Below are 15,746 nucleotides of genomic sequence, written 5' to 3'. Positions count from 1 at the left end.
TTTGTCATTTCAGGGCCAGGCGCTTGACCTGGCTGCTTCAGCGCACTTTTTCCGCAGGAGATGTCCGTGAAATTGACCCCCGACTGGCTTCATCAACTTGAAACGCCTTTTTTGTTGATCGACGAAGCGCGTTATCAGCGCAATATTGATCGGCTGTATCAGCGTGTTGCTCACCTCGGCAGCGTAGTCCGTCCGCATCTGAAAACGCTGCGCTCGGTTGAAGCCGCGTCTTATCTCCTGAAGAATGCTGAACATCCGGCTACCGTATCCACCCTGGCCGAAGCTGAGGGTTTTGCGGCGGCGGGTTATCGCAATTTGTTGTATGCGGTTGGCATCGCGCCCCATAAATTGCCGCGTGTTGCGCGCCTGATGCAGCAGGGGGTGGATGTGCATATCCTGCTGGATACGCCTGAACAGGCGCAGGCGGTGACGGAATTTGCCCGTCAGCACGACGTCATTTTTTCAGTCTTTATCGAAATTGACTGCGATGGTCACCGTGGTGGCATTCCACCAGAGAGCGAGGTGTTGTTGCAGATAGCACAGCAGCTGGAAGGCAAGGGTGCGGTGGTGCGTGGACTGCTGGCCCATGCCGGTGAATCCTACAACTGTCGCAGTGAAGAGGCGATTCGCGTGGCAGCGCGCAATGAGTGCGACGCCATTCGTCTCGCCGCGCGCCGGGTGCGTGAGGCGGGCATCGCCTGTCCGATTCTCAGCGTCGGTGCAACGCCCACCGCGCATTACGCTGAAGAGCTTGAGGGCATCAGCGAAGTACGTGCCGGTGTGTTTACCACTTTTGATTTGGTGATGCATAACGTCGGCGTCTGCCAGAAGCAGGACATTGCCCTGTCAGTGGTGAGCACGGTGATTGGTCACAATAGTGAAAAGAACTGGGTCTTTGTCGATGCCGGTTGGATGGCGATGTCGCGCGATCGTGGCACTGCGGCTGGCCCGGTGGATTATGGTTACGGGCTGGTGTGTGATATGCAGGGAAACCCTTTAGATGTCTGCCTCAGCACCACCAATCAGGAACACGGTATCATCGCTTTGCCCGCTGATGGCAGCCTGAGCGTGCAAGACTTCCCGGTGGGTTCACGCGTGCGTATTCTGCCGAATCACGCCTGTGCCACTGCCGCCATGCATCAGCAATACCAGGTGTTACAGGCGGAAAATGACCAGCCGTTAAGCTGGTCGCGCATTATCGGTTGGTAAGTTAGTTACGTTGTCACTCATGGGCGGCGCAGGCCATGCCGCCCGGTAACATCAATGCTGCTGCCACTCCTGATATTCGCCGTTGCGCCGACCCGGTGCGGTTTCCGGCAGTCGCAGCAGGCCAATCACGGAAATCACCCCCAGTACCGCCACATAAATCGCCAGACCATACCAGTGTCCACCGGTTGCCTGCAGAATCTTCACCGCCACCAGTCCCAGCACGCCGCTGCCGATCAGTGAACCGACCTGCCAGATCACCGCGATGCCGCTACAGCGAATATGGGTGGGAAACAGTTCCGGAAACCAGGAGGCCTGCGGGGCGTAACACATGCTGTGACCCAGCGTCAGCGCCACAATCATGGCGATTTGCGTCAGCCAGTAGCTGTTTTGCGACAGCGCGAGGAAGAATGGCACGATAGATAACACGATGAGCAATGCACCGATCATATACACCGGTTTGCGTCCGATTTTATCGGATAACGCCCCCATCAGCGGGATCGAGAACACTTCCAGGATCACCGCGACGATCATGCTATTCATCAGAATACCTGCGTCGATCTGGTTGGCTTTACCCCATGCGAGGATGATCACCGTGAACAGGGCGAAAGCGCAGGCTTCAATCAATTTGGCCGCCACGCCGTTGATCACCAGGCGCGGATTTCCCTGAATCACTTCTTTCAGTGGGCGTGACTCTGCTGCTTTAGTGGCACGGATGGCGGCAAAAACCGGCGATTCATCAATACGCATGCGGATAAACAAGCCAACAATCACCAGCAGCGCACTTAACAGGAAGGGCACACGCCAGCCCCAGGCCATCATCTGATCGGCAGATAACGTCGCGTTAAGGATGGCAAACAACGCCAGCGGCAGCAGAAAGCCGACTGGTGCGCCAATCTGCACCCAGCTGGCAAAGAAACCCCGGCGTGAAGATTGTGAATATTCCGCTGTCATCAATACGGCCCCAGCCTGTTCACCACCCACGCCAAAACCCTGCAACAGACGAATCAGAATCAGCAACGCGGGCGCCCAAAGGCCAATTTTTTCGTAGGTTGGCAGCAGCCCGATACAGAAAGTCCCCAGGCCGACGATCAGAATCGTCGCCACCAGCGCTTTTTTACGGCCAACTTTATCGCCGATATGACCAAACACGATGCCGCCAATCGGACGCGCCAGAAAACCTACCGCATAAGTGGCGAAAGCGGCGAGGGTACTGACCAGAGGATCATGGCTGGGGAAAAACAGATGGCCGAAAAACAGTACCGCAGCCGTACCGTAAGCGAAGAAATCGTAATATTCCGCCGCAGTGCCAATGGCTGATGCCCCGGCAACCCGTTTAATTAATGAGGTATCTGTTGTCTGAGAAGCCTGGGTCGAAGTTACAGCAGAGGAAGACATAATTATTACCTGCAGGTGAGTTTCGTCCTACTACCATACAAGAATAGTTATGCAGTCTGATGAGAAAACGATCACATCTTAAGTAAAAAACAGCCCAAACTCGCACCAGGTGGTTGCGGCACAATTTATAGAGCTAATGGGCTGTCAAAAATGGATATTTTCAACGACGCTCCATAAATGACGGCAGAGCAGGGACCGGCAGCACCGAGAGAACTTTCAGGCGTTGCAGGGTACGTACCTGCGCCCGTTCGAGATGGTCGCGCAGACAAGCCGCCGCCAGCTCCCAGTTGCCTTTCAGCAACATTTCGTACACCAGGCTGTGCTCCTCCAGCATCGCGGTTTCCACCGGGATGGCGAGCAAATCATAAAAGATACGGGTGACGATAAAGGGGGATTGATTCTGTCGCAGAATTTGCATCATCAGTTTATTGCCTGCCGGTTCGAGGCAGCGTACGTGCAAATCTTCCTCCAGCAATTCCAGCTCGGCGGCTGTCAATTGTTTGCCTTTGAATTTCTGCGCTTTTTCCAGTGATGCCGTCAGCCAATCGACCGCCAGATGACGGCCTGCTTTGCGTAACGCCGTAGGTTCAAGGCTGGCGCGAATTTCAAAATGGTCGGCAATTTCACGCGCGGTCAGCGGGCCGGTCAGCCACTGGGAATAGGGCTCTTTTTCCACCAGTCCTTTATCACGCAGGCGCATCAGGCTTTCGCGGATCACCGCGCGGCTGATGTTGTAATGCTGCGCCGCTTGCTGCTCATCCACCTGGTAACAGCCAAACACCATAGCGGTGGAAAGCACTACCTGGAGGTTCTCCAGCACTTTCTCCCCGGTACTGCGGGTATCCACCAGCGCTTCCTGCTCATCCAGCCCGAGCAATTCTCGCGTCAGGGCGATGCGCAGCGGTTCCACTTCCTGCGCTTCCTTCGCCACGATAAAGCCACGGCCTTCAAAGCGGGCAATCAGCCCCTCATCATGTAATAAACTCAGCGCACGGCGTACCGGCACACGGCTGGTGCCAAACAGCTGCGCCAGCGGGCCTTCCAGTAACACCAGACCTTGCGGCACGCGTTTCTGCTTCAGCACGGTATATAAAAGCTGGCGAATAACTTCATAGCGCGCAGAAGCGGTTTCTTCTGTCGCTGCCGGGGAGCTTTTTGTCCGCATTGTCATTTCATCGGTCCTGTTTTCATCGCGCTACATTATCACATCCTGACGGGCTGCAAAGCCGCGACCGGCAAGGCACAATCCTGGTGCAATTCGCACGATAATGGATCATAACTACAAATGTACATCTTTAGCCTTTCGGCGTAAAAATCTTACCAACACAATATTTCGCATGATACAAATTATTCAACACATTGATTAATTTATATTAATTTCCGGCTTCCATCCTGCCAGACCACCGTGGCAAAGATTTTGGCATCCCAATTGCAAATACTAAATGGATATTTATTTAAATGTACATTTATGGAGTTGCAGATATGGCCAAAGAAATCCTTTGCGCATTTGGTGTGGATGTTGATGCCGTTGCGGGCTGGCTCGGTTCTTACGGCGGGGAAGATTCGCCGGATGATATTTCACGCGGGCTTTTTGCCGGCGAAGTGGGCGCACCACGTTTGCTGAAGATGTTTGCCGAGCAAAACCTGCGTACCACCTGGTTTATTCCAGGACATTCCATTGAAACCTTCCCGCAGCAGATGAAAGCGGTGGTGGATGCCGGACACGAAATCGGTATTCACGGTTACAGCCATGAAAACCCGATTGCCATGACACCGGCGCAGGAAGAAGCGGTGCTGGATCGCAGCATCGAACTGGTTACTCAGCTGGCGGGTAAACGTCCTACCGGTTACGTTGCGCCCTGGTGGGAATTCAGCAATGTCACCAATGAGTTACTGCTGAAGAAAGGGATCAAGTATGACCACAGCCTGATGCATAACGATTTCCATCCTTATTACGTCCGCGTCGGGGATAGCTGGACCAAAATCGATTACAGCCAGCATCCCGATGCCTGGATGAAGCCGCTGGAACGCGGAGCGGAAACCGACCTGGTGGAGATCCCCGCCAACTGGTATCTCGACGATTTGCCACCAATGATGTTCATCAAAAAATCGCCCAACAGCCACGGTTTCGTCAACCCACGCCATCTGGAAGAGATGTGGCGTGACCAGTTTGACTGGGTCTACCGCGAAAACGACTACGCGGTCTTCACCATGACCATCCATCCCGATGTATCCGGTCGCCCGCAGGTGTTGCTGATGCTGGAACGTCTGATTCAGTACATCCGCAGCCATGAAGGCGTGCGTTTCGTTACTTTTGACGAAATCGCCGACGACTTTAAACAGCGCCAACCGCGCTGAGCCCGGAGCGCATGAATGCGCTCCCTACAAGAACCCCCAGGGTCACCATTTACGGTGACCTGACCCCTGACAGAGTGATAGCGCTATGAGCATCTTTAAAAAAAATCTCCGTAAATGGCTGGCAGCCGCAGCAGTTGACCATCAGGGATGTAAAATTTGCCACCTGGATTGCTTTTTTTGCCTGGGTTTTTGCTGTTTATGATTTCATCCTGTTCGGCACGCTGTTGCCGGAAATCGGTGGCCATTTTGGCTGGAGCGAGGTCGAGCAGGCGGAAATCGCCACCTGGGTTGCTGTCGGCGGGGCGGTGATCGCGCTGGCGATTGGTCCGTTGGTGGATCGCCTTGGTCGTCGCATGGGGATTGTCATCACCGTGGGCGGTGCGGCGCTGTGCTCGCTGCTGACGGCGGTGGGCGGTGCCTGGGGTAAAGGTGCGCTGACCGCGATTCGTTCTGTCGCCGGGTTGGGTTATGCCGAGCAAACCGTTAACGCCACCTATTTGTCTGAGCTGTATACCGCGCTGGACGATCCAAAACTCAACAAACGCAAAGGTTTCGTTTATAGCCTGGTGCAGGGCGGCTGGCCGGTGGGTGCGCTGGTGGCTTCAGCGCTGACCGCCATTCTGATGCCCGTTATCGGCTGGCAGGGCAGCTTTATCTTCGCCGCGTTGCCGTCGCTGGTGATTGCGGTACTGGCGCTGAAGCTGAAAGAAACCCCGCAGTTTCAGGTACAGAAAAAGATCCAGCAGCTGCGCGCCGCAGGTCACGATAGCGATGCGCGCCAGGTCGCGGCGGATTATCAGGTTTCTTATGAAGAACAGCATAACGCGGGTATGGCGGCGGCATTCCGTGGCCCTTCGCTGCGTGCCACGCTGGTGCTGGGCGGCGCGGTGCTGATCAACTGGTTTGCCATCCAGATCTTCAGCGTGCTGGGTACCACCGTGATCACCAAAACCCACGAAGTCTCTTTTAACAGTTCGTTGCTGATTCTGATCCTGTCCAATCTCGTGGGTTACTGCGGTTACCTGGTACACGGCTGGCTCGGTGACCGCTTCGGTCGTCGCAACACCATCGCCGTGGGCTGGATGCTGGGTGGTGTCTCCTTTGCCGCCATGCTGTATTGCCCGGACAACTTCGCCACTATCGTTGCCCTCTACAGCATCGGTCTGTTTTTCCTCATCGGTCCTTACGCGGCGGCGCTGTTCTTTATCAGTGAAAGTTTCCCGACTGCCATCCGCGCTACCGCCGGGGCATTGATCGGTGCGATGGGACCGGTCGGCGCGATTATCGCTGGCGTCGGGACGACCAGCGTCCTGAGCAGCGGCGGCCACTGGCAGGATGCTGCGCTGTGGTTCGGGGCTGTGCCGTGCTTTATCTCCGGCATCATCATGTTCTTCGCGCGGGCTAACGCGCATCAGCGTGCGGCCTCACGCGCCGCAGTCACTTCAGCTTAAGGAATAACCATGCAGGATTCTGTTTCAGCTCAACCGGTCGCCGCGATTAGCGGCGCCGCCAGCGGTATCGGCCTGGCGCTGGCAACGCTGTATGCACAACGTGGTGTGAAGGTGATCGCCGGTTACTATCCCGCCGATCCGCACGATCCGGCCGTCGCTGCGGCACAGGTGGAAGCCGCCGGTGGCGATGCTCTCTGGCTGCCGCTCGACGTCGCCGTAACGGATTCGGTGGATGCCTTTATCGCGCAGGGCGTGGCGCACTTTGGTCGCCTCGATTATATGGTGGCGAATGCGGGCATTTTGCGACGTGCGCCGATTGAAGAGATGAGCGATGCACGCTGGGACGACATGCTCAATGTTGACCTGACCGGGGTGATGCGCTGTTTCCGTGCCGCCACCCCTCATCTGCGCACCGGTGCCAGTCTGGTGGCGGTTTCCTCCATCGCCGGTGGTGTCTACGGCTGGCAGGATCATGCTCACTATGCCGCAGCGAAAGCCGCAGTGCCGGGTATCTGCCGATCGCTGGCAGTGGAACTGGCTGCGCGCGGGGTACGCTGCAACGCCATCATTCCGGGATTGATCGAAACGCCGCAGTCGCTGGATAAGCAGAATTCACTGGGTCCGGAAGGGCTGGCAAAGGCTGCCGGAGCCATCCCGCTGGGACGCGTGGGTCGCCCGGAAGAAATCGCCAAAGCGATCGCGTTTCTGACCAGTGAAGAGAGCAGCTATCTCACCGGACAAAGCCTGATTGTGGATGGTGGTCTGACTGTGCGTTGGCCGGACTAAGGAGCCGTGATGCAACTGCAAAATAAACGTTGTGTGATCACCGGGGCTGCCAGTGGTATTGGCGCAGCCATTGCTGAGTTGTTTGCGCGCGAAGGTGCGCGGCTGGTGCTGACCGATCGCGACAGCGACAAACTTGCGCTGATGGTGGCGCGCTGCCAGCAACGCGGTGCCGATTGTCATGGTGTGGTGGCGGATGTCGGCGAAATCGCCGGTGCCACCGCGGGCGTGGACGATTGTATTGCCCGCTATGACGGTATTGATGTGCTGGTGAATAACGCCGGTATGCTGACCCAGGCACGTTGCACGGCGATCACGCTGGCAATGTGGGAAGAGATGATGGCTGTCGATCTGCGCAGCGTATTTTTAGCCACGCAGCGCGCGCTACCAGCGATGCTGGCCCAGCGCTGGGGACGGGTGATCAATATCGCTTCGCAGCTGGGCATTAAAGGCGGTGCTGAATTGTGTCATTACGCCGCGGCTAAAGCGGGTGTGATCGGTTTTACCAAATCTCTGGCGCTGGAGGTTTCCGCCGATAACGTGCTGGTCAACGCCATCGCGCCTGGCCCGATTGAAACGCCATTAATTGATGGCATCAATCAGGCGTGGAAACAGGCGAAAGCGGCAGAGCTGCCGCTGGGACGTTTTGGCCGGGCGGAAGAGGTAGCGCCGGTGGCGTTACTGCTGGCAAGTGAGCCGGGCGGCAATTTGTTTGTCGGCCAGACGCTGGGACCGAATTCCGGCGATGTGATGCCGTAACGGAGGCCATGATGTGTGGAGTCTGCGGTCTGCTTGATAACGGGCCGCAGTGGAGCGATCCACTGTGGCAGGATCTGCCCGCCCGCCAGCTACGCCTGCAACAACTGGCGCTGCTCAATCGTGCACTTAAGCCGTGGCGGTTATCCCTGACGGAGTTTCACAACAGCTGGCTGCTGGCCAGCCCGACCGGCCAGCAAACGCTGGTCAACTCGCTGGATGTGTTGTGGAAAGAAGCGGAAAAGATGATGCGGCGTCCTGTCGATCCCCTCGATGAAAACTGGCTGGCGGCGCTGGAGGGCTGATGCAATACGAAGAGAAGTTACCCCTGCATGTACTCAGCGGTTTTCTCGGCAGTGGCAAAACCACGCTGCTGAAAGGCTGGCTGGCACAGCAGGATTTGAATGATATTGCGCTGCTGGTGAATGAGTTTGGCGAAGTGGGCATTGATCACCATTTGCTGAATGAAGTCGCGCCCGACACCGTGTTGCTGCCCAGCGGCTGCGTCTGCTGCCAGATTCGTGGTGAACTCAAAACCGCGCTGATCGATCTCTATGAACGTCGCGCCCGTGGGCAGCTCCCGCCGTTCAAACAGGTGATTCTGGAAACCACCGGACTGGCCGATCCTGCACCGATTCTGTCAACGCTGCTGCATGATCGTCAGCTGCAACATCATTTCACCCAGGGAACGCTGGTCACGCTGGTAGATGCGGAACACGCGACTATGCAGGCGGATACCCAGCCCGAATGGCTGGCTCAGGTCAGCGCGGCAGATAAGCTGTTGCTGAGTAAAGGTGACAGGGTAACGAAAGAGGCACGCACAGACATGCTGGCCTGGCTACGCCAGCTCAACCCACTGGCCCAACTGAACGAGAACGAAGAGGCAATGCGCGATCCGCTCAGCCTGTTTAGTCAGACAGTTACCAGCGGGTCACGGCAGCAACGCTTCCGCTGGCTGGGCGCTTGTGCCAGTGACGGTGTCACGTTAACCCCTATTGCGCACAGCACTTCACATCCGGTTACGCAAACCTGCGTGATCACCCTGCACCAGACGATAAACTGGCCAGCGTTTGCTATCTGGCTGTCAATGCTATTACATTGCCATGGCCGTACGGTGTTGCGCATGAAAGGTATATTACGCGTGAGCGACAGCAGCGCGCCTGTCGTGATTCATGGCGTGCAGCATACGCTGCATCCGCCGGTACATCTGGCTGACTGGCCCGGCGAACTTGAGAGTTCAAAACTGGTATTTATTTTGCGCGGTCTGGAGGCCGATCGTCTGCAACAGGCGTTCAGGCGCTACCTGCAGGCGTTTGAGGAGCCATAAAGGTATGAATTCTGCGGCAGTGGTCAATGACCAGCTGACCTTACGCGTGCTCGGAACCTCCGTCACGTTGCTGGAGATGCTGCGCGTGTGCGCGGAGCAGGATCTCGGCATTAAAATCGAATATATGTTGCGTAGCGTGGAAGATGCGCAGCGAATCGCCGTCATGCATCCCGAAAGTTACGATCTCTACGATCAATGGTTCCACAATATCGATTTCGTCTGGCCAGCGCGTGCCATTCAGCCGCTGGAGATTAAGCGGCTGACCTACTGGGACGAAGTCAATGCGCTAGCCAAGACCGGCACGCTGCAAAGTGATGGCGCACTGGCCGATGGCAGCGTGCCCTCTCAGCGGTTGTATGTGCAGCGTGATTTGCATCTCGGCAGCCAGCCGAGCGACCGTATCAGTATGCTGCCGCTGACGCATAACGCCGATAGCTTTGCTTATCACGTCGATCGTCTGCCCGCCGCGTTGCGCGAAGAGGAAGAGAGCTGGAGCTGGTTATTGCATCCGGCACTTACCGGCCAGGTGGCGTTGCAGGAAGATGCCGCCATGGGTGGGCTGGATGCCGCGCTGGCGATGCAGGGGGCTGGACTGGCGCGTTTCGCCAACACCGGCAATCTGACGCTGGAAGAAATTGATACCCTCGCCCAGGAGCTGACGCGTCTGAATCGGCAGGGCCATTTTGCGGCGTTCTGGGCCAGTCAGGAGCAGGCGTGCGATTTAATTGAAAATCGCCAGGTGGAAGTACAAAGCCTGTGGGCACCGATCTACTTTCGTCATCATTTCCATCAGCGTGGCTATAAAATGGCGCATCCGCGTGAAGGCTATCGCGCCTGGTATGGCGGCATGTCGCTGTCTCGTTGCGCCACCGGCAGAATTAAAGATGCCGCTTACGCGTATCTTAACTGGTGGCAATCCGGCTGGCCGGGGGCAGTGATGGCGCGTCAGGGGTATTACATCTCCAATCCACAGCGCAGCAAGGCGCATCTCTCTGCGGCCGAGTGGGATTTCTGGTATGGCGGCAAACCTGCTGCGGAAATGTTGTATGACGCCTGGGGTGCTCCGCTGATTCCACAGGGAGAAAGTCGCGATGGTGGCAGTTATGAACAGCGGATGAGCCATATCGCCGTGTGGAACTCGGTGATGGATGAGCACAATTATCTGACGCGTCGCTGGCAGGATTTTTTGCGTTCGTGAAGAAAAGAGGCGGCCCGCAGGCCGCCAAAGACTCTCAATCCCTCAATGGCAGTGAACATTGAGGAAGCAGTGGCAACGCAATGATGAAGACTTATCCTTTGACGCCTCCCGCCGTGAGACCGCTGACCAGCCAGCGCTGGGCCAGCAGGAACACCAGCGTAATGGGGATGGCAGAGAGCACCGCCGCTGCGGCAAAGTCACCCCACAGGTAGTTCTGCGGGTTGAGGTATTGCTGCATGCCGACCGCCAGCGTGTAGCTATTAACATCGCGCAGCAGCAGCGAGGCAACCGGCACCTCGGTAACGGCCGCGATAAAGGCGAGGATAAAAACCACCGCCAGAATCGGCACGGACAGCGGTAATAACACCAGCCGGAAAGCCTGCCACGGTGTCGCGCCGTCCAGCGCTGCCGCTTCCTCCAGCGAGCCGTCGATGGTTTCGAAATAGCCTTTGATGGTCCAGACGTGCAGCGCAATGCCGCCGAGATAAGCAAAGATCACGCCGCCGTGGGTATTCAAACCAATAAACGGCAGATACTGACCCAGCCGATCAAACAACGCGTACAGCGCGACCAGCGACAGCACCGCCGGGAACATCTGGAAAATCAGCATCGCCTTCAGCAGGCTGGCGCGTCCGGCAAAACGCATGCGCGCAAATGCATAAGCGCAGGTGGTGGAGAGCGTCACGATGCCGAGTGCGCTGATTGCCGCAATTTTTATCGAGTTCCACAGCCACAACAGCACCGGAAAGGGCGGTGGCGTCACGCTGCCATCAGCATGGGTAATGCTAAAACCGAGTGCCAGCCGCCAGTGTTCCCACGACACCTGATCCGGGATCAGGCTGCCGGTAGCGAAGTTACCGGCACGCAGCGAGATTGCCAGCACCATCATCAGCGGGAATACTATCGCCGCGATAAAGGTCAGCAGCAGCAGATGCGTCAGCAACAGGCGCAGCTTCTGCGATTTAGGTTGCACCATAGCCATAACGTCTCCTTAGTCGAATTTCATCCGCACAGCTTTCAGGTTGATCACCGCCAGCGCACCCACCAGCAGGAAGATTAGGGTGGCAATCGCCGCTGCCAGACCAAAGTCCTGACCGCCGCCGCCTTCAAATGCGATACGCCAGGTGTAATTCACCAGCAGGTCGGTGTAGCCCGCCGGGGTGGTGGTGCCAATCCGGTCCGGGCCGCCATTGGTCAGCAGTTGTACCAGCACAAAGTTATTAAAATTAAAGGCGAAGCTGGCGATCATCAGTGGCATCAACGGTTTCAGCAGCAGCGGCAGGGTGATGAGAAAGAAGTTCTGCAACGGCCCGGCACCGTCCATCGCGGAGGCTTCATAAAGATCATCAGGGATCGCTTTCAGTAACCCCATGCACAGAATCATCATGTAGGGGTAGCCCAGCCAGGTGTTAACGATCACCAGCATCGATCGCGCCAGTAAAGGATCGCTGAACCACGCCGGTTGCAAACCAAACAGCGCCTTTAGCATCACGTTGATCTCGCCAAAACTCTGGTTGAATAACCCTTTGAAGATCAGGATCGAGATAAACGCAGGCACCGCGTAGGGCAGGATCAACAGCACGCGATAGACAGCTTTGCCTTTCAATGCCTCCCACTGCACCAGGCAGGCTAGCACCATGCCAACCGCCACCGTCAGGACTACCGTCAGCAGCGAAAAGATCAGCGTCCAGCCGAAGATCGCCAGAAACGGCTTCTGAATCCCAGCGTCAGTAAAGACACGGATAAAGTTTTTCCAGCCGGTATTCACCGTAAAGCCAGGACTGAGTTTTTCACTGCCCCAGCTGCCATCGATATTGCGGGTCTGATAAAAGCCACTGGCACCGTTTGCCCGATAAAGCACGCCACTTTGCTGATTTTTCAGCGTCCCATCGCTACTCAGCTGGTAAAGCGGGCGGGTGCCGGAAAACTGGCGTAAAGAACTCATCACCAGCTGACGACCATCAGGCAGTTCGGCATGAATCTGGCTCAACGCCAGGCGATGGGTGGTGATGACCCTGAGCGTCGCGCGTTCACCGCCAGGCGCAGGGGCGCTGGTCAATTTAAGCGACTGCTCACCACCAAAGGAGAAGGGCGCTGAGACAAAAGTCTGCCCGCTCTCTCCCTCGGTTAACACCAACTGCCAGCGTTCACCCGCCGCGAACAGCGAGAAATTTAACCCCGCACCATCCTGATATTGTCGGCTGAGCAACACCTGCTGCGCCCGTTCCAGCGTCAGCTGGTTGGTGCTGCTGTAGTTGGTGAAGGCAATAGCGACGGTACAGGCCAGCGGGAACAACACTAACAATCCCATCCCGGCAATGCCGGGGTAGACATAGCGCCAGGCATAGGCGCGGCGATTGGCATAAATCCAGATGCCGACCGCGCTGATAATCAACGTGACCAGCGCAAACAGGTACTCACCCTGGGCATACATCAGCACCAGAAGGTAGCCGACCAGCAGACAGCAGATCCCGACGAGAAGGCCCTTCAGCACTGCACTTTGCCATCTCGATTGCGGTTTTCCTGACATGATTCGGTTTTCCTTAACAGCCAGTGACGAGCCGGATCATTCCGGCTCTGGTAGTGGAAATTACTTGGTCAGACGGGCTTTGGCGTCTTTTAACGCGGCGTCCACGGTCTGGCGGCCGCTCAGGGCGTTGAGGGTTGCGGTACGCATGGCATACCAGAAGGCCGCCATTTGCGGGATGTTAGGCATAATGTCGCCGTTCTGCGCGTTGCTCATGGTGGCGGCAATACGCGGGTCTTTCTCCAGTTGCTGCTGGAATGATTTGAGGGCGACGGCACCGAGCGGTTTGTCTTTATTCACCGCATCCAGACCGGCGTCGGTCAGCAGGTAGTTTTCCAGAAACTCCTTCGCCAGTTCTTTATTCGGGCTGGCGGCGTTAATACCGGCGCTCAGTACACCCACAAAGGCTTTCGACGGTTTACCCTTCAGGGTTGGCAGTAACGTGATGCCATACTTGATACCGCTTTTATCGATATTGCTCCACGCCCAGGGACCGTTAATGGTCATCGCTGTCTGGCCTTTATTGAACGCGGCTTCAGCGATGGAGTAATCGGTATCGGCATTCAGGGTTTTGGCTTTGACCTGATCCACGAGGAACTGCATCCCGGCTTTGGCTCCGGCATTATCCACGCCCACGTCTTTCACGTTGTAGTGACCATCGGCGTATTTAAAGGCATAGGCACCCCCTGCGGCCAGCAGCGGCCAGGTGAAGTAGGGTTCCTGCAAGTTGAACATGATGGCGCTTTTACCCTGCTTACGCATTTTCTGGTCGAGCGCGGCGATCTCTTCCCAGGTTTTCGGCGGTTCTGGCAGCAGGTCTTTGTTATAAATCAGCGACAGGGCTTCAACCGAGATCGGATAACCAATCAGCTTGCCGTTAAAGCGCACCGCGTCCCAGGTAAACGGGAAGATTTTCTCCTGGAAATTCTTGTCCGGGTTAATCTCCGCCAGCAGCCCTGATTCGGCATAACCGCCAAAGCGATCGTGCGCCCAGAATATGATGTCCGGGCCATCACCGGTTGCCGCCACCTGCGGATATTTTTCTTCCATCTTGTCGGGATGTTCGACGGTCACCTTAATACCGGTTTCCTGTTCAAACTTTTTGCCGACTTCAGCCAGGCCGTTATAGCCTTTATCGCCGTTGATCCAGATGACCAGTTTTCCTTCTTCGATCTTTGCCATCGCCGAGGCCGAAAAAAGCACGGCGGTAAGGGCGGATAAGGCCAGAATTCGTGCACCGGTATTCATCGTCATAACTCCATCCTGTTAGCAGAAACGGTAATCTTGTCGTTTCATTTTGTTTGTCTCCGCTAACTTCTCATCCTCCTGCGTTCTACGCCTGCCTGCCGCTTGCTGTGATCTGCGTTGCAAAACAGCGCGGTTATCACGGTCTGGCGCACAAAATTGTCAGCTCCGGTTTGTCTTGCCGGTCACAAAAATGGTCTGCACCCCGCGCGACGACGATGGGTACGCCTGATCTCCTCCTCCTGCCTCCTCCCCCATAAATCAGCCCGGTGCGGAGGATGTTGTCTTTGATGTCGATGCCCATAGTGGTCGCCGGGGTCTGTCCACCGTTTCGTGGACAAGGATTAGCACGTTGAGAGGAATTAGCATCATGGCGAGCGTCACGTTACGCAATGTCACCAAAGCCTGGGGTGATACCGAGGTGTCGAAAGATATCAACCTGGAGATCGCTGAAGGGGAGTTTGTGGTGTTTGTTGGCCCGTCAGGCTGTGGGAAATCCACGTTGCTGCGCATGATTGCCGGGCTGGAAACCATCACCCGTGGCGAATTGTGTATTGGCGATCAACGGATGAATGAAGTGCCTCCCGCTGAACGCGGCGTTGGCATGGTATTCCAGTCCTATGCGCTCTATCCCCATCTCTCCGTGGCGGAGAATATGTCTTTTGGCCTGAAACTGGCCGGGGTGAAAAAAGCAGAAATCGCGCAACGGGTGAACCAGGTCGCCGAGGTGTTGCAACTGGCGCACCTGCTGGATCGCCGTCCGAAAGCGCTTTCCGGCGGTCAGCGGCAGCGCGTGGCGATTGGCCGCACGCTGGTGGCGGAACCACGGGTGTTTTTACTGGATGAACCGCTCTCTAACCTGGATGCGGCGTTACGTGTGCAGATGCGCATTGAGATTTCCCGTCTGCATAAACGCCTGAAACGCACCATGATTTACGTCACGCACGATCAAATCGAAGCGATGACGCTGGCCGATAAGATCGTGGTGCTGGATGCCGGGCGCGTGGCGCAGGTCGGCAAACCGCTCGAACTTTACCACTATCCCGCCAACCGTTTTGTTGCCGGTTTTATTGGCTCCCCGAAGATGAATTTCCTGCCCGTCAAAGTGACTGCCACCGCCATTGAGCAGGTGCAGGTGCGTCTGCCCAACGATCAACTGGTGTGGCTGCCCGTGGACAGCGCAGGCGTGCAGGTGGGCAGCAACATGTCGTTAGGCATCCGTCCCGAACATCTGATTTCCAGTGAGATCGCCGATGTCACCCTCGAAGGAGAGGTGCAGGTGGTCGAGCAGCTGGGTTTTGAAACGCAAATTCACATCCAAATTCCCGCCATTCGTCAGAACCTGGTTTACCGCCAGGAAGACGTCGTGCTGGTAGAAGAGGGCGCCCTGATGGGCATTGGTCTGCCGCCTGAGCGTTGTCACCTGTTCCGTGAGGACGGGAGCGCTTGTCGCAGGTTGCATCAGGAGCCTGGTGTTTAGCCCCGTAAAAACAAGAA

13 protein-coding genes and 1 pseudogene are annotated in these 15,746 nt (G+C 56.6%); 9 read left to right on the top strand and 5 right to left on the bottom strand.

All coding sequences use genetic code 11. The annotated features are described in order from the left end of the window. Positions 1 to 66: 66 nt before the first annotated feature. On the top strand, positions 67 to 1,209 hold the full coding sequence (locus tag HA50_RS29650; protein WP_244193718.1) for a DSD1 family PLP-dependent enzyme: 1,143 nt from the start codon (positions 67 to 69) through the stop codon (positions 1,207 to 1,209). 51 nt (positions 1,210 to 1,260) lie between these two features. Here HA50_RS29650 and HA50_RS29645 read toward each other — a convergent pair whose 3' ends face one another. Beyond that, on the bottom strand, positions 1,261 to 2,604 hold the full coding sequence (locus HA50_RS29645) for an MFS transporter (protein WP_084880961.1): 1,344 nt from the start codon (positions 2,602 to 2,604) through the stop codon (positions 1,261 to 1,263). A gap of 160 nt (positions 2,605 to 2,764) precedes the next feature. Then, positions 2,765 to 3,775: a GntR family transcriptional regulator gene (locus HA50_RS29640; protein WP_084880960.1), complete on the bottom strand. Its 1,011-nt coding sequence runs from the start codon at positions 3,773 to 3,775 to the stop codon at positions 2,765 to 2,767. 311 nt (positions 3,776 to 4,086) lie between these two features. On the opposite strand from HA50_RS29640, the gene HA50_RS29635 reads away from it, so the two are divergent. The 7 genes and pseudogenes from HA50_RS29635 to HA50_RS29605 all read left to right on the top strand — a co-directional run bounded on the left by HA50_RS29635 (position 4,087) and on the right by HA50_RS29605 (position 10,477). Continuing rightward, positions 4,087 to 4,962: a polysaccharide deacetylase family protein gene (locus tag HA50_RS29635; protein ID WP_084880959.1), complete on the top strand. Its 876-nt coding sequence runs from the start codon at positions 4,087 to 4,089 to the stop codon at positions 4,960 to 4,962. A gap of 85 nt (positions 4,963 to 5,047) precedes the next feature. Beyond that, positions 5,048 to 6,413: pseudogene (locus HA50_RS29630) on the top strand (MFS transporter). A 9-nt stretch (positions 6,414 to 6,422) separates the two neighbouring features. Further along, on the top strand, positions 6,423 to 7,199 hold the full coding sequence (locus HA50_RS29625; RefSeq protein ID WP_084880957.1) for an SDR family NAD(P)-dependent oxidoreductase: 777 nt from the start codon (positions 6,423 to 6,425) through the stop codon (positions 7,197 to 7,199). A 9-nt stretch (positions 7,200 to 7,208) separates the two neighbouring features. Further along, on the top strand, positions 7,209 to 7,955 hold the full coding sequence (locus HA50_RS29620; RefSeq protein ID WP_084880956.1) for an SDR family NAD(P)-dependent oxidoreductase: 747 nt from the start codon (positions 7,209 to 7,211) through the stop codon (positions 7,953 to 7,955). 11 nt (positions 7,956 to 7,966) lie between these two features. After that, positions 7,967 to 8,257 (top strand): hypothetical protein, encoded by a 291-nt coding sequence (locus HA50_RS29615; protein WP_084880955.1) that lies wholly within the window; start codon positions 7,967 to 7,969, stop codon positions 8,255 to 8,257. Beyond that, positions 8,257 to 9,279: a CobW family GTP-binding protein gene (locus HA50_RS29610; protein WP_084880954.1), complete on the top strand. Its 1,023-nt coding sequence runs from the start codon at positions 8,257 to 8,259 to the stop codon at positions 9,277 to 9,279. Before HA50_RS29615 ends, HA50_RS29610 begins: the two co-directional genes overlap by 1 nt. A gap of 4 nt (positions 9,280 to 9,283) precedes the next feature. After that, positions 9,284 to 10,477, top strand: coding sequence for an ABC transporter substrate-binding protein (locus HA50_RS29605; protein WP_084880953.1), 1,194 nt, complete (start codon positions 9,284 to 9,286; stop codon positions 10,475 to 10,477). A gap of 91 nt (positions 10,478 to 10,568) precedes the next feature. Here the strand turns inward: HA50_RS29605 and malG are convergent, their stop codons facing one another. From malG to malE, 3 genes are read right to left on the bottom strand one after another with little or no spacing between them, the layout of a single operon-like run. After that, complete coding sequence (gene malG, locus HA50_RS29600; protein WP_084880952.1) at positions 10,569 to 11,459, bottom strand: maltose ABC transporter permease MalG; 891 nt, start codon at positions 11,457 to 11,459, stop codon at positions 10,569 to 10,571. Between the two features lie 9 nt (positions 11,460 to 11,468). Next, positions 11,469 to 13,007, bottom strand: a complete 1,539-nt coding sequence (gene malF, locus HA50_RS29595; RefSeq protein WP_084880951.1) for a maltose ABC transporter permease MalF — start codon at positions 13,005 to 13,007, stop codon at positions 11,469 to 11,471. 60 nt (positions 13,008 to 13,067) lie between these two features. Beyond that, positions 13,068 to 14,258, bottom strand: a complete 1,191-nt coding sequence (gene malE / locus HA50_RS29590) for a maltose/maltodextrin ABC transporter substrate-binding protein MalE (protein WP_167379278.1) — start codon at positions 14,256 to 14,258, stop codon at positions 13,068 to 13,070. A gap of 361 nt (positions 14,259 to 14,619) precedes the next feature. Between malE and malK the strand changes: the two genes are divergently transcribed. Beyond that, the gene (gene malK, locus HA50_RS29585; protein WP_084880950.1) at positions 14,620 to 15,729 is read left to right on the top strand and encodes a maltose/maltodextrin ABC transporter ATP-binding protein MalK; all 1,110 of its coding nucleotides are present in this window, start codon (positions 14,620 to 14,622) and stop codon (positions 15,727 to 15,729) included. Positions 15,730 to 15,746 lie beyond the last annotated feature (17 nt).

The sequence above is a fragment of the Pantoea cypripedii genome, from assembly GCF_002095535.1.
Classification (GTDB): Bacteria; Pseudomonadota; Gammaproteobacteria; order Enterobacterales; family Enterobacteriaceae; genus Pantoea; species Pantoea cypripedii.
Note: the sequence above shows the minus strand (reverse complement) of the source record. Positions and strands in the feature narration are given on the sequence as shown.

Excerpts from the sequence above, each read along its gene's own strand:
- HA50_RS29645 (WP_084880961.1), bottom strand. The coding sequence starts at position 2,604 with ATGTCTTCCTCTGCTGTAACTTCGACCCAGGCTTCTCAGACAACAGAT.
- HA50_RS29640 (WP_084880960.1), bottom strand. The coding sequence starts at position 3,775 with ATGACAATGCGGACAAAAAGCTCCCCGGCAGCGACAGAAGAAACCGCT.
- HA50_RS29635 (WP_084880959.1), top strand. The coding sequence starts at position 4,087 with ATGGCCAAAGAAATCCTTTGCGCATTTGGTGTGGATGTTGATGCCGTT.
- HA50_RS29625 (WP_084880957.1), top strand. The coding sequence starts at position 6,423 with ATGCAGGATTCTGTTTCAGCTCAACCGGTCGCCGCGATTAGCGGCGCC.
- HA50_RS29620 (WP_084880956.1), top strand. The coding sequence starts at position 7,209 with ATGCAACTGCAAAATAAACGTTGTGTGATCACCGGGGCTGCCAGTGGT.
- HA50_RS29615 (WP_084880955.1), top strand. The coding sequence starts at position 7,967 with ATGTGTGGAGTCTGCGGTCTGCTTGATAACGGGCCGCAGTGGAGCGAT.
- HA50_RS29610 (WP_084880954.1), top strand. The coding sequence starts at position 8,257 with ATGCAATACGAAGAGAAGTTACCCCTGCATGTACTCAGCGGTTTTCTC.
- HA50_RS29605 (WP_084880953.1), top strand. The coding sequence starts at position 9,284 with ATGAATTCTGCGGCAGTGGTCAATGACCAGCTGACCTTACGCGTGCTC.
- malG (WP_084880952.1), bottom strand. The coding sequence starts at position 11,459 with ATGGCTATGGTGCAACCTAAATCGCAGAAGCTGCGCCTGTTGCTGACG.
- malF (WP_084880951.1), bottom strand. The coding sequence starts at position 13,007 with ATGTCAGGAAAACCGCAATCGAGATGGCAAAGTGCAGTGCTGAAGGGC.
- malE (WP_167379278.1), bottom strand. The coding sequence starts at position 14,258 with ATGACGATGAATACCGGTGCACGAATTCTGGCCTTATCCGCCCTTACC.
- malK (WP_084880950.1), top strand. The coding sequence starts at position 14,620 with ATGGCGAGCGTCACGTTACGCAATGTCACCAAAGCCTGGGGTGATACC.